General features: G+C 67.4%; 13 protein-coding genes. 2 read left to right on the plus strand and 11 right to left on the minus strand.

All coding sequences use genetic code 11. The annotated features are described in order from the left end of the window. Positions 1 to 66 precede the first annotated feature (66 nt). Positions 67 to 834 carry a hypothetical protein gene (locus tag ABTU82_RS12175; RefSeq protein WP_407173666.1) on the plus strand — a complete coding sequence of 256 codons (768 nt, stop codon included), beginning with the start codon at positions 67 to 69 and terminating at the stop codon, positions 832 to 834. A 259-nt stretch (positions 835 to 1,093) separates the two neighbouring features. Here the strand turns inward: ABTU82_RS12175 and ABTU82_RS12180 are convergent, their stop codons facing one another. From ABTU82_RS12180 to ABTU82_RS12190, 3 genes are all read right to left on the minus strand, one after another. After that, entirely contained in the window at positions 1,094 to 2,068 is a 975-nt protein-coding gene (locus ABTU82_RS12180) for a cation diffusion facilitator family transporter (protein WP_407173667.1), read from the minus strand. Beyond that, positions 2,065 to 2,601 (minus strand): transporter substrate-binding domain-containing protein, encoded by a 537-nt coding sequence (locus tag ABTU82_RS12185; protein ID WP_407173668.1) that lies wholly within the window; start codon positions 2,599 to 2,601, stop codon positions 2,065 to 2,067. Before ABTU82_RS12185 ends, ABTU82_RS12180 begins: the two co-directional genes overlap by 4 nt. Before the next feature lie 103 nt (positions 2,602 to 2,704). Beyond that, the gene (locus ABTU82_RS12190; protein WP_407173669.1) at positions 2,705 to 4,075 is read right to left on the minus strand and encodes a hypothetical protein; all 1,371 of its coding nucleotides are present in this window, start codon (positions 4,073 to 4,075) and stop codon (positions 2,705 to 2,707) included. Positions 4,076 to 4,248: 173 nt separating this feature from the next. On the opposite strand from ABTU82_RS12190, the gene ABTU82_RS12195 reads away from it, so the two are divergent. After that, positions 4,249 to 4,785 (plus strand): MarR family winged helix-turn-helix transcriptional regulator, encoded by a 537-nt coding sequence (locus ABTU82_RS12195; RefSeq protein ID WP_407173670.1) that lies wholly within the window; start codon positions 4,249 to 4,251, stop codon positions 4,783 to 4,785. Between the two features lies 1 nt (position 4,786). Here the strand turns inward: ABTU82_RS12195 and ABTU82_RS12200 are convergent, their stop codons facing one another. Genes ABTU82_RS12200 through ABTU82_RS12235 form a run of 8 tightly spaced genes read right to left on the minus strand, consistent with a single transcriptional unit; the run spans position 4,787 to position 13,268 of the window. After that, positions 4,787 to 5,977, minus strand: coding sequence for an MFS transporter (locus tag ABTU82_RS12200; protein ID WP_407173671.1), 1,191 nt, complete (start codon positions 5,975 to 5,977; stop codon positions 4,787 to 4,789). A 4-nt stretch (positions 5,978 to 5,981) separates the two neighbouring features. Continuing rightward, positions 5,982 to 7,232, minus strand: coding sequence for a 2-hydroxyacyl-CoA dehydratase (locus ABTU82_RS12205; protein ID WP_407173672.1), 1,251 nt, complete (start codon positions 7,230 to 7,232; stop codon positions 5,982 to 5,984). Next, entirely contained in the window at positions 7,229 to 8,272 is a 1,044-nt protein-coding gene (locus ABTU82_RS12210) for a 2-hydroxyacyl-CoA dehydratase (RefSeq protein ID WP_407173673.1), read from the minus strand. Before ABTU82_RS12210 ends, ABTU82_RS12205 begins: the two co-directional genes overlap by 4 nt. Continuing rightward, complete coding sequence (locus ABTU82_RS12215; protein WP_116646653.1) at positions 8,269 to 9,513, minus strand: CaiB/BaiF CoA transferase family protein; 1,245 nt, start codon at positions 9,511 to 9,513, stop codon at positions 8,269 to 8,271. Before ABTU82_RS12215 ends, ABTU82_RS12210 begins: the two co-directional genes overlap by 4 nt. Continuing rightward, complete coding sequence (locus tag ABTU82_RS12220; RefSeq protein ID WP_407173674.1) at positions 9,510 to 10,643, minus strand: CapA family protein; 1,134 nt, start codon at positions 10,641 to 10,643, stop codon at positions 9,510 to 9,512. The genes ABTU82_RS12215 and ABTU82_RS12220 overlap by 4 nt, the downstream gene beginning before the upstream one ends. Beyond that, entirely contained in the window at positions 10,640 to 11,425 is a 786-nt protein-coding gene (locus ABTU82_RS12225) for an amino acid ABC transporter ATP-binding protein (RefSeq protein ID WP_276308330.1), read from the minus strand. The genes ABTU82_RS12220 and ABTU82_RS12225 overlap by 4 nt, the downstream gene beginning before the upstream one ends. A gap of 8 nt (positions 11,426 to 11,433) precedes the next feature. Then, positions 11,434 to 12,348, minus strand: a complete 915-nt coding sequence (locus ABTU82_RS12230) for an amino acid ABC transporter permease (protein WP_407173675.1) — start codon at positions 12,346 to 12,348, stop codon at positions 11,434 to 11,436. Between the two features lie 17 nt (positions 12,349 to 12,365). Continuing rightward, positions 12,366 to 13,268, minus strand: a complete 903-nt coding sequence (locus tag ABTU82_RS12235; RefSeq protein ID WP_407173676.1) for a transporter substrate-binding domain-containing protein — start codon at positions 13,266 to 13,268, stop codon at positions 12,366 to 12,368. Positions 13,269 to 13,447: the final 179 nt, after the last annotated feature.

The raw sequence follows: 13,447 nt of genomic DNA on the forward strand, positions 1-13,447 counted from the left end.
CAACGGAGGTCGAGGGGAGCGGCCAATTCGCATCAGACGCGAAGATGTCGTCTTCATACTGACATAATGTGCATTATCGGCGAGCACTCAATCGCGGATTACACCGACGACGAGAACGCATCGTTGCCAGGTCAGGCCGCCTGCGCGACGACCGCACCACCCGGTACCTTATGGAACATGAGCGACGGCCGGCCCGCGGGTTACGCGACCAGTGCCGAGCTTGCCATTCTGAGTTCGCAGGCGGGCGCCGTCCTGCAGCTTGGTCGGGAGTTTCCCGAGCAGGTTTTACAGCATCCGTTGGGTTCGCTGCGCTGGACCGATGTCGAGTACCGCGGGTGGGCTCCCATCCGAGACTTTGCTCGAGTACATCACGACACCGAGGTCAATCTCCTCGTTCCTCGCTACGCACCGGGCTCTCTCCGCAGCACGACAGGGCAGCCTCGCGCTGGGTTCACCATTTCAGTGGACGCGTCAACGGAGGCTTTCGAGGCGCTACGGACCGCAGATACTGGTGTCGCGTTCGGTGATACCTGGGTGATGTTCGGTCCGTCAGGCCGGTGGGGAATGTTCGGGGAACGCGACCTCGCGGCGTGGTGGTCCAACCTTCCCGACGACGACCCAGAGCTGAGCGCTTGGGAGCTCAGGTACCGGCCGTGGGCGTATTCGATTACCGGCGCCGCGGAGCTTTGGTCGCTGGCGTTCACAGACCTTGAGGTGCCGATCGAACTACTCGAAGAGTTACAACGCAACTACGGCGGATTCGACCGGCCCGACCGTGAAGCCGCGATGCCGGAGGTTCCCATTAACGAACGGTCGTTCCACGATCTCGAATGACTGACGGGCTGCAACTGGTCGGCAATCTTCATCGTTGATCTCGGATTCCCAGCTTCTCGGCAAGGAATTCATCTTCGGCGGTTGTGCGGCGTGCCCACGCCGAGGGATTGGTGGGCCGCGTCGGCGGGACCGCAGAGGCCCAGACCCAGGCTTTGTGCTCGGTGCCGGCGATCGCGATGGCGCTCGACGTCCAACTGCATACCTCGGCGTCGACTCCTCGGCATGCAGAGATCGCGCGCCTCGAGGGGTTCACAGAGCGTCACGCTCCGACGACCTCGGGCAGTTCGCGGGTGAGCACGAGCACGATGTCCTGCACCTTCCAATCGAGGGCGATGCACGCCTCACGAGCGGACTCGAGCATCTCCAACGAGGGCACCGTGCCGTCGATCGGCACGACGAATGCCTCGACATGGAAGACGTGCCCCTCGTCGCGCATGCGACTTCCCGCGTCGGCTACCCAGGGAAGCCCCCGAAGGTAGTCGTCGATGCGGACAGCCAAGGGCTCGGGCTTGCGGTCATCGAAGGTGGTCGCCCGCTCGTCCATGAGGTCGGCGACGGCGCCGCGGAGGTTGCGCACGCCATCGGTGAGAATACTGGCGGCGATGAAGAGCGCGGCCGCGGAATCCAGCCACCACAGCCCCAGGCCTATGCCCGAGACCCCGACGATCGAACCGATCCCGGTCATCCAATCCGCCTTGTTCATATCGGCGTCGGCGTAGAGCACCTTGTTGTGCAACTCCTTCGCCAACGTGATCTTCGCGCGCCCGATGATGACGGGCGGGACCGACGTCACCGCCATGACGGCGATCATGAGCCACCCCAGCCAGATCGAAACGCCGAACAACTCGATGGTGCCGATCGTGGGGTGCTCTCCGCGCAGCAGGGCCGAGCCGGACTCGACGATGAGGAAGATGCCCATCGAGCACAGCGCAACGGCAGCCACGAGGTGCCCCACGCCCACCGATCGGTGGAAGCCGTAGGGGTGACGTTTCGTCGGCAGACGACGGTTGATGCGAACCGCGACAAGGAAGGCAATCGGCGGGATGAAGGACAGCATGTCTTCGATCCACGCCGCTCTCATCGCCTGCGAGTTGCCGACGACGAAGAACATCAGGATCACGGTGACGGTGAGAACGCCGAGGGTGACCCATTCCAGGCGCACGGCGCGCCGGAGCACCTCACGTTGACGTTCGGGGAGCTCGGTGTGTCCGAAGCGCACCACTTCCCGGCTCATCGCTCTCCCCCATCGTCCACGTAGCCGCTGAGGAAGGTTTCCAGTTCCGAGATGAAGGCGTTCTCCCCCATCGGCACCAGCATGACCAGCTTGCGGGTGGTCCCGTCAGCATCCGTGATCTCGGTGTAGGGCCGGGTGACGCCTGCCATATCGACCCACGGCGTCTCGTCAGTGAGGCCGCCCGCGACGAGGTCGAGTTCTTCGTTCTCGAGACCCCTCACCAAAGCCTCCTCCGAACCGACCGTCCACTCGACCCGCGCGTCCAACGACTCCGCGAATGCGCGGATCGCCTCGATCTCGGTTCCCGCGGGTTCATCCCCGTCGACGCTCACGAACCCGTCGTGGGGTGACACCCCCGCGTGGAGGACGCCACCGCGCACGTCGTCGAGAGTGCCGGAGGGATCGCTCGGGATCGTGAGGCCGCACCCGGCGAGGACCGTGATCAACGCTGCAAGAACCGTTGCCCCCGCGAAGCGCGACCAAAACCCCACGAGGGAAGTTCGCCCGGGCGCAGAGGCGGCAACACCGTTCATAGCCCGAATCTATGATCATCCGCCGCGTGCACGCGTCGGCCTTGACATCGTGGCCGCACCAGGATGAGCGCAGCCGCTGCCGAGCCGACTGGCGACGCCCATCTCACACCTGCGGCGGCACCGACGGAGCGTACGGGCGAGTGAAATCGTCGGGGGTGAAGCGAAGGAAACGGCCCTCCCCCAGTCCGGTGACCTCTGCCGCCCGGTTCAGCGTTGCGGCCGACGTCGACCTCCACCGTCCGGAATCGAGGCGGCCCAGCAGCACGTCGACCGCTGCCACCTTCTCGGCATCGGAGAACGCGCAGTGCCCCACGCTCTCGACGTAGATCTGGCGGAGCAGTCCCCCATTACCGGCCGCCTTGACGAGATCGCCGTATTCGTCCTGCTGGGCGACGGTGGAGATCTGGTCACCGATGTTGCTCATCGTGAGGACCGGCACCGACAGCGCGCCGTCGAACTCGATGCCCTGCTCGAGCTGCCGAACGGCAGCCTCGTCGGCCGCGATCCGCTCACCGGCATCCACGATTCCGAGGTCTTCCTCGAGCGACAGACCCGCGGCCCGATAGAGGCGTTCGACGACCTTGCGGTCTTGCTTCGACGCCGCCGCGAACTGGGCGCGATAGTCGACGCCGAGGTTCCACGACGGGTTACCGCCGGTGATCGTCTCCAGACTGCGACGGCTGCTCATCGCCTGGCCGATGTAGGGCAGGCCGCCTCCGGCAAGCGCGCCGTACCACCCGGCCTGGTAAGCGTCGGGGTCACGCGGCGAGGGGCGCGGCTGCGATTCGGCCCACGCGGGGAGCTGGCCGATGGCCGCGGCCAGCGCGATGCGTGCCCGCCCCTCAGGTGTCCCCTGCGCCTCGGAGAGCACGGCACGCCAGGCGGACACGCTGCCGGCGACATCGGCGGGGATTCCGGTGACCGGCAGCGCACCGTCGGGGTCGAGAAGCCGCGAAAGCGTGTAAACGGTGTCCAGCTTCTGATTCCACTGCGACACCGCGCCGGAGAGACCTCCGCAGAACGACGCAACACCGTCGATAGACCCTGGTCGGCGCTGCGCCACTCCCGCCGCGACGAACCCGCCCATCGACGTACCGGTAGCGATCCGGCGCGTCGCCGGCCCCACTGCGGCCTCGAACCTCTCGAGCGCCTCGATCTGGTTGTCGATGGCTCCGGCGATGTCCCACCCGGTGACGGTCCGCGTCGTTCCCCCGTAGGCAGCTCCGGAGGCGAGAAGGTGCTCGACGTAGCCGGACACGCTCGTCGATGCGGCGAAGTCCAACTCTACGAAAACGGTGCCGTTCCACCGCTCGGGAACGACGAAGCGGTAGGGCGTCGCGTCGGCGAGCGTTCCGGAGACCTCGGTGGGCGTGGAGGCGGACGCGGGCGCCGACCCCGCGGTCATCCCCGTGGCCAGGAGAGCCGCCGCCGTGATCGCCACAAACGCCGTGCGGACGTGGATGCTGCGTGTCATCTCGGGTCTCCATCGACTCGGGTTCTGCAGGTATATCAATTAAGTTGATATTATGCCGTCGACGATACCGCCCGAGTGGACCCCCGTCAACGACGGAGGCAATGACTCCAGACCTTCCCGCGCCCACCCTTCACCTCCCCAGCGACGGCTCGCGCTCCGAGTATGGTGGCACCGTGGATGACACGCCCCGAGACCCCCGAGGCGCGCCAGCAACGAGTCGGCTGAACTACACCGCCTACCGTTTCGCCCGGGCGTTGAGCCGAGCCGCAGAGAATACGGCCCTCGCACGCGGGGTCACCATGCCGCAGCTCCTGATCATGCAGGTGCTCGGCGAGGGCACCCCCCTCTCCAACGCTCAGGTCGCGCGACGGACCTTCGTCAGCGCACAAGCAGCGCACGTCGCCTCCGAAGATCTCCTCGACGCGGGCCTGATCCAGAAGGTCGAGCACCCCAGCAACCGGCGGGTTCGGCTCGTGCAGCTGACCGAGGTGGGCTGGTCGGTACTGGCCGACTGCACCGCTGACCTCCTCGCGCGCGAGGAACGCCTCAGGACCGTACTCGGCGCTGACCTCGGCGACTCGCTCACCGAACTCCTCGACCGGGCGGCCGAGATCCTCGCCGGCGGCTATTTCGGCGACGCGGAGGCGGAGGCCGTTGCCGTCGCCGCGCGTCGACGGCCGGCGCAGGGCCGAGTGAACCCGGGGTCCTGACTCAGCTGCGCAGCCTGGTCGCGATCGCGACGAAGGCCGCGCTGAGCAGCGCTGCCGCCCCGCCGATGGCGAGCGCCGTTCGGCCGGAAAGGGCATCCGTCACCCACCCCATGAGCAGCGCGCCGAGAGGCGCCATGCCGTAGTTCCCCAGCGTCACGAGTGACATCGCACGCCCGAGCTGCGCCGGAGCCACGCTCGATTGCGCGGCGGCGTTGATGGTTCCGTGGTAGTAGCCGACACCGAGACCGAGGAGCGGCCCCGCGAGCAACAGCAGCGGGAGGGTCGGGGCAAGGGCACTCACCATCAGGGCGAAGCCGAGCGCGGCGCACCCGCCGATCAGAGAGCGCAGCGAGACCGACGCGGGAATCGCAGCGAGGAGCCCGCCGACGATCGCGCCGACGGCGTTCATCGCGTGCACAGCACCGACCGCGGTCGCGTCGCCCGCGAAATCGAGCGTCACCGTCGACGTGAGAACGAGCATGAGGTTGAGTCCGAAGAGCGCCACGACGACGTTGACGATCGCCAGAATCACGAACGGGCGACTTCGCAATGGTGAGGCGCTCGTCCGCGGGTCGCTCCGGTCCGCGCGCGGGCGTCGATGCAGGCGCGACGGTCGAATAAGGAGAAGAGACACGAACACGATGAGAAATGACGCGGCGTTGACCACCATGCACGCGGAGGCGCCCCACCCCGCGAACGCGAGACCGGCCAGACCCGGACCGATCGAACGGGCCGTAGCCAGCGCGATGGTGCTGATCGAGACGGCGCGACTCAGGGCGCCGGGCCCGACGAGCTCGAAGATGATCGCCTGCGCCGCGACACGATCGAAGGTGTTCGCGGTTCCGAGAACGAGCACGAGGGCGTAGATCGTCCACACCTCGACGGTGGGGCCCGCCAGCACGATCGCCAGAACTGCGACGATGATCGCCTGCGCCCCGGCGGTGACCAACAGGATCGTGCGCGGTCGCACACGGTCGGCGAGCCGGCCCGCGGGGATGCCGAGCACGAGAAGCGGCAAGAATTGCGCGACCGTGACGCCGCTCAATGCGGATGCGCTGCCGGTGGCTTGCAGTACGACCAGCGACAGGGCGAGGTTCTGAAACCAGGTGCCGGTATTGGAGATGACCTGGCCGGTGAAGTACAGAGAGAAGCGCGGGTTCTGGAACGGCGTGAAAGCGGCGAGTCCCGGCACGGGCTCACACGCGTTCGGGCACGCGTGCTCGGATGAACTCCGCGATCCGTTCCTGCACCCGCGCCTCGTCGGTGGAGCGCGAGTCGGCGTTGTTCGCCCGGATCTCCAACACCGGGATGCCGCGTTCCTCGAGCGCCGCACTGATGAAGGCGCTCCCGGGCGTATCGTCCGCCACGAGATGCACGACGCCGTCGACGCCGTGCGCGACGGCTTCCTTCGCATACCAGCTCGACGACATGGGGGGCACGTACAGCAGGTCGGTGAGTCCGACGAACCGGCCCGCGAGTGCCCGGATCGGGTCGCCGCCGTATCGCGCGTAGCCGTCCGCGGCGATGGCGAGGTACATCGACCACACGAACACGGCGCCGAACTCCTCTTGGAACGAGCGGTACATCTCGAGGTTCGACCAGAGCCCGCGTCCGATCCACATGAGCCGCCGACGTTCGCGCGGCGCTACCGACGACCCCGCCTCGATGCGCGCCGCTACCTCGTCGTGCAGTCGCTCTGCAGCTTCGACGGCCCACGCAGTGCCGCGGTGCCACTGCGGGATCATGACGCTCGGGATCGAATCGGTCACCGCGACGGGCGCGGGACGGGCCGCTGCGAGCATGTCTCTCGTGCGGCGGTTCCATTCGGCCTGACGGTTCGCGAGGTCCATCACCTCGGCGAGCACGTCGAGATCGAGGGAACGCCCGGTGCGCTCCTCGAGCCAGGTGATCAGCTCGCGGATCTCTGCTGCCAGGAGGTCGACGCGGGCGGCTCCGAAAACAGACTCCCAGTCGTGCGGCACTCGGTCCCACCAGCCCTCGAGTGCGGGGACTGCTGCCGTCCGCGACAGCAGGAACGTGTCGGTCTCGGCTCGGCGGCCCCACAGCTCGAAGATCTTGGCCGTGACATCGCCACTGCGCTCCGCGACGGCGAACGCCGGTGTCGGCAGTCCGCCCCACGGCGCATCTTCCGTGGGAAGGTCTTGCGCGCCGAGGGCGAGCGCGTCGTACTGGCGGTTCGTGTCGGGAAGGCCCAGGGCGCGCAGGCGTGCCAGGCTCGCGGGGGCTGCGCGCTTCGCGGCAATCACCGACGCCCACCACTGATTCACGACATACGGGATTCCCATCGCCCGGAAGATCTCATGCGGCGCATCCGCGTTGACGAGCGCGATCTGCTCCCCTGCGGCACCGCGTGCCCGCACGTGCTGGAACCACTCGCGTTGGTAGCCGGTTGCCATCACCGCGCTGTGCAGACGATCGTCGCTCATGCCGCTACCCCCTCGGCGGCATCCACCGCGATCGATCGGGCGATGGCGGCGGGGTCATCGCCGACATCCACGGTGCGAACCAGCAGCGGAATGCCCATGTCGGCGAGAGCATCGCGGACGGATGCGGCGTCCCACGCCGGGGCGTCGTCACCGGCCCGAAGAAGCGCGACGGCCACTTCCGCCTGCGCCGCGCCCGCACGATCTCGCGCAGATCGGGCTCGATCGGCGATGAGCGCGACCGGCGAGGCGAGGTCGCGCGCGAAATGGTGATCGGCGAGCTCCGCGCAGACCACCTCGAGATCGCCCGATGTCACGCCAACGCCGATCCACGCGAGATCGCCGCTGTCGTGGTCCTCCGCAACGATCGTGAACCCCTCCCTCTCGATCGCATCGTAGAAAGACGCGTCGGGATGAGTGCTCCCGGTCATGAAGAGGCGACGGGCGACGGGCTGTTCGGCGACGGCGCTGTCGAACGCCGCCACGGCGTCATCCGGCGACGAGGCCATCGCGCGCAGGTTCGCGGCGAGCGCCGTGGTCCCCGATACGGCCGCGGGCGACTGGCGGCGGCGATCCCGCATGAGAGCTGCGGCGCCACCGACGCGCGCTTCAGACTCCGCGGCAGCGAGCAGTGACGCGGCGTCGGGTCGACGCCCGGTGATGGTCGATACCACGTCGACGGTGGCGCGGAACTGCTCGGCGGTGAAGGCGCGTGCGGCCGCGCTGTCCCGACGTGGGAGATCGACGAGGTGCACCGGCGGCAGGGTTGTGCCGGACAGCATCCTCAACACGTAGAACAACCGCAGGTGCGCCTGGGAATCGTTGCAGATCACGATCGCTCCGAGATCGTCCGCCGCACCGGCGAGCAGGTCGGTCAGGATGCGCGCGACCACCGGGTCCGTGGCACCGAGCATCTCGGCCGCCGTCTCATCGATGCTGCCGCTCCATGAGCCCATGAGCCGTCGCGGGACGGCTCCCGCGGCCAGCAGCAGTTGACGCGGGACGTCATTTCCGACGACACCGACGACGACGTCGGCGCTCACAGCACTCCGTCGGCACGGAGTCTCTGAACGCGCTCCGCGTCGTAGTCGAGCAGACCGAGAAGCACCGACTCGGTCTGCTCACCGAGGCCCGGAGCGGGCCGGGAGAGGTCGGCGTGACTGCGAGAGAACACGATGGGAAGGCCCGCCCCGTACAACCCGTCGATGTGCCCGTACTCGGGATGCACGAGAGGAACGACCTCCTTGCGCTTGAGCACGACCTCGTCGCGCACGGCCTGCGCGGTGTCGCGAACCGGGGCGGCGGGCACCCCGTTGAGCTCGAACGCCGTGAGGATGTCCACGAGCAGCTTGTCCTCGCCCCATGCCGCGATCATCGCGTGCAGCTCGTCGGCGTGATGCACGCGCGCGTCACGGGTGGCGTACTTCTCTGAATCGAGGAGGTCGTCCCGATCCAGCGCGCGAAGGACGCCGTCGGCGAAGGCGTCGGTGGGCGCGCAGATGGCGAACCAGCCGTCGTCGGCTCGGAACGTTCCGAAGGGCGCGAGGCGCGGCACATACGCGCCGGTGCGCAGCGGAATGCCGATGGCTTCGAGAGCGTCGAAGGGCTCGCACGCTACGAGCGACGTGAGGCTGCCGAGCATCGACACATCGACGTGCTGCCCCTCCCCGGTGCGCTCGGCGTGAAGGACTGCGGAAAGCGTTCCGATGACCGCGAACAGCGGGGCGACGAGGTCGCCTACGGGCAGTCCGAAGCGAACCGGCGCGTCGCCCGGCTCCCCCGCCGTCATCATGACGCCGCTCAGCGCCTGGATGATCGTGTCCATCGCCTTCCCGTCGCCCGAGACTCCTTGCGCACCGAATCCGCTGATCGATGTGTACACGAGACCCGGGTTGACCGCGCGGACGGCGGCGTAATCGATACCCAAGCGCCCCGTGACGCCCGCACTGTAGTTCTCCACGATGATGTCGGCGGTGCGGGCGAGATCGAGGAAGACCTCTCGACTCTCGGGGTGCTTCAGGTTGAGAGTGATGCTCTCCTTATTGCGGCCGCGCAGCATCATCGACACCGACATGTCGTCGGGTGCGGTGCGCTTCTTGCTCAGTCCATCGGAGGTGACGTAGGGCGAGTTGTTGCGCGACGAGTCGCCACCGCGCGTCGGGTTCTCGATCTTGATCACCCGAGCCCCGAGGCTGGCGAGAAGCAGGGTCGCATACGGCCCTGCCAGCGCCGTTGTCAGGTCGAGTACGGTCTTGCCCTCCAGAGGCCCCCGTGCTTCGCTCATGCTGTCGCTCCTTCCAGATGAATCGACAGACCATCTGCGGTCTCGTCGAAATCGGTGTCGAACCCCGCGTCAGCGGTGATGCGTCGGATGTAGGTCATGACGTCGCGGCCTCGGTCGGCCCCCGCTACGGGAACGGGTCGAGCTGCATCGTCGATCCAGAACGGAATGACGGATGCGGCGACGACCTCGCCGCCGTCGATGTCGATCCGCGCGATCGCCGTGCTGCGGCTCTCGGGGTGGAATGGGTAGTCCGGCATCCCGGGGTCGGGGGTGAAGCCGAACAGACGCACGCGATCACGCGCCCATGACGCGCGCTCGACGGCGTCTCCCGGCGACGCGGACAGCGCCCGGGTGGCGGTGGCGAAGTTGCCGAGGCCGTGGAAGATCGGGCGACCGCGGTAGACCTCGACACCGCGGAGGATGTGCGCGTGGTGTCCGATGACGGCGTGCGCCCCCGCATCGACCATCGCGTGGGCGATCTGCCTCTCGTAGTCGGCGACCTCGACCGGAACGTGCACGAGCCCCTTGTGCAGCGCGACGATCACGACCGCGCCGGTGGCGGCCGTCTCTCGGACGGCGGCGACGGCGCGCGCGAGCGAACGCTTCTCGGCGAAGGTGAAGACGCGAGGCGGCCCACCCGGGTTGGCGTTGCGCGGCTCGTAGTGCGTGATGACCTCGACGTATGCCGCGCCCGGCTTGAGTGACGTGGCCCAGGATTCGCGCGGCCCGACGCAGTTGACGCTCAGCACGGCCACCTCGGTATCGCCGCGGCGGACGACGGCGGGGCGGAAGGCCTCGTCGATGTCGACCCCCGTGCCCGTCGTCGCGATCCCCCGGTCTGCGCAATGCGCAACCGTTTCGGCGATGCCGGCCGGTCCGAAATCGTAGACGTGGTTGCCCGCGAGAGTGAGAACGTCGAAACCGGCCGACCCCACCGCATCCAACGCCTCGGGCGGCCCGGGTAGCGCGGGCACGTCGGTCGTCAGCACCGTGCCGCTCACGACGTGCGGGATCTCGAGGTGTCCTATCAACACATCGGCACCGCGCAGAACATCGATCGACGGCGCGAGGAGCCCGGCCGCATCGGTCGTCTCCAGCACGAGGTCGCCGGTTGCGAGAACAGTCGTCATTGCTCGGCCGATACCGGCGGCGCCGTGCGGGTGAGGAAGGTCTTGAGCCTCGTCGAACGGGGGGAGGTGAAGAACTCCTCCGCGGGGCGGTCTTCGACCACACGTCCCTCCGCCATGAACACGCACCGGTCTGCGACATTGCGCGCGAACGCCAGCTCATGCGTGACGACGATCATCGTCATGCCCGTGGTCGCCAGATCCTTGATGACCTGCAGCACCTCGTCGACGAGCTCGGGGTCGAGCGAGCTGGTTGGCTCGTCGAACAACAGGATGCGCGGGTTCGCGGCGACGGCGCGAGCGATCGCGACACGCTGCTGCTGCCCACCGGAGAGCTGCCGAGGGTGCGCGCTCGCCTTGTCGGCGAGCCCGACACGGTCGAGCAATTCGAGTGCCTGCTTCCGCGCCTGCGCTGCCGGGACGCCGTGCACCTTGATCGGCGCCTCGGTCACGTTCCGCAGCACGCTCCAGTGCGGGAAGAGGTTGAACTGTTGGAAGACCATGCCCATCCGGCGACGCTGGCGCTGGATGTCGGCGTCGGACATCGGTCGGAGGTGTCCGTTGTGGCTCTCGTGACCGAGGAGCCTCCCGTCCAGATACATCGCACCGCCGTCGATGGGCTCCAGGAGATCCACGCAACGAACGAGGGTGGACTTACCCGAGCCCGACGGGCCGAGGATCGCGACGACCTCGGACTCACCGACGCGGAAGTCCACGCCGTCGAGGGCGACGTGGTCTCCGAAGGCCTTGCGGACGCCGCTGACCTCGAGGACGGGGATATCCACCTGTTCGCTCATTGCGCGACCTCCAGCTTCTGTACGGTTCGTTTCGTCGCTGTGGCACGTGATAATCCGCGGCTGAAGCGCTGTTCGACGCGCCGCTGGAGCATCGTGAGCAGAGTCACGACGACGAGATACCAGATCACGGCCACCAGCAGCATGGGCACCACTTCGTAGGTGCGGTTGTAGATGACCTGCACCGAATGCAACAGATCTCCCATCGCGATCACGCTCACCAGCGACGTGCCCTTCAACAGCGCGATCACCTGAGAACCTGCGGGCGGGATGATGACGCGCATCGCCTGCGGCAACACCACGCGTGAGAAGGTGTGCCAACGGGAGAACCCCATGGCTTTCGCCGCGTCGCGCTGGCCTTGATCGACGGAGAGGATGCCGGCGCGGACGATCTCCGCCATGTACGCGGCCTCATGAAGCGACAGCCCGATGATGGCCGCGGTGAGCGGAGTGATGATGTCGTTGGTCGGCCACGAGAACAGTTCGGGCCCGAACGGGACGCCGACGGCGATCCTCGGCAGCAAATAGGCCAGGTTGTACCAGAAGATCAGCTGCACCAGCGGCGGGACGCCGCGGAAGACGGCGACGAACGCGATGCTCGCCCAGCGCAGCGGCGCGAACTCGGTGAGTTGTCCGGCCGCGAGCAGCGTTCCCAACGCGGAGCCCAGCAGCATGGCGACCACGGTGAGGAAGATCGAGACCGTCAGACCGAGCAGCACGGTGGGGTCGAAAAGGTATGTTCCGACCACGCTCCACTCGAAACGGGGATTGGTGACGAGGAAGGCACCGAGTTGCAGCAGGGCGAGCGCGAGGAGCACGCCGACGACCAATCGCCAAGGATGGAACCGACGACGAGAGTCGGCGACGTCGACGCGGCCGCCGGTGCGGGGCGGGGTGATGATGGGGGTGGTCACGACGTGCTCCTCGTGCGTCAGCCTGCGGTGAACGGGTTCAGGACCGGAGCGGGAACCGCGGCATCCTCGATGCCGTATTCCGCCATGATCGCTTCGTACTCACCGCTGTCGAAGACCGCTTGGAAGGCCGCGAGCATCGGCTCTGCAAGCCCGCTGTCTTTCGGCAGGAACATGGCGAGCTGGTCGACTCCGGCACCCTGCTCGTCGGTCTGCATGACATACCCGTACTTGTCGGGCTGCGCGGCGAGCAGATCGATGGCCGACGCCTGAGTGGTGCCCACCAGGTCGGCGCGATCGGAATTGACCGCGAGGATCGTGGAGTTGGTGTCTTCGAGGCCGATGAACTCGGCCGGCTCCAGGCCCTCGTCGACGCACCACTCGTTGAGAAGCGCGATCTGGCTTTCGGTGACAGACCCTGTGACACCCGCCACCCGCACGCCGCAGACGGCTTCGCTGTCAGGGAAATCGTCAGCGCGGTCGTTCAGATACACGTATGACGTGCGCGTGGTCATCCATACGATCGCGTCGAAATCAGCCTCACGCTCGGGCGTCGAGCGGACCGGCCCATTGAAGCCGTCGTAGCGGCCGGAGAGCATACCGGTCAGCATCGCGTCGAGCCCCGAAGCGGTTTCGATCTCGAAGGGCACACCCAACTGCGCAGCGAGTGCCTTCTGCAGGTCGGGATCGATGCCGGTGAACTGGCCGTCCGCTTCGATGGTGCGGTACGGAGGGTGGGTGTCGCCGGCGAGAGTGATCTTGCCGGCGTCCTTGATCGCGTCGGGCAGTCCGTCGTAGAGCGGCGCATCCGCCCCGACGGGTCCTGACGCCGACTCCGTGTCGGCGGGGGTCGTGCCCGCGGCGCAACCCGCCAGTGCGAGGGCAAGTGCGGCCAGCGGCACGATCGCAAATCTTGCGCGCATGTCTAATCTCCACATCGTTGTGAGGGCGGTCCTCCGACGAGGAGGTCTTCGCCATAATCTCATAAACATTGATAATTGTGAAGCTCAACGGTTTGAGGATGCCCGTGGAACACCGCTGCTTCGGTGGGGTGCTCTCAGGCGTCGACGAGAGTGGCTGCGAGATCGTCGCCCACCCTCGG

The sequence above is a fragment of the Microbacterium deferens genome, from assembly GCF_045517775.1.
Classification (GTDB): domain Bacteria; phylum Actinomycetota; class Actinomycetes; order Actinomycetales; family Microbacteriaceae; genus Microbacterium.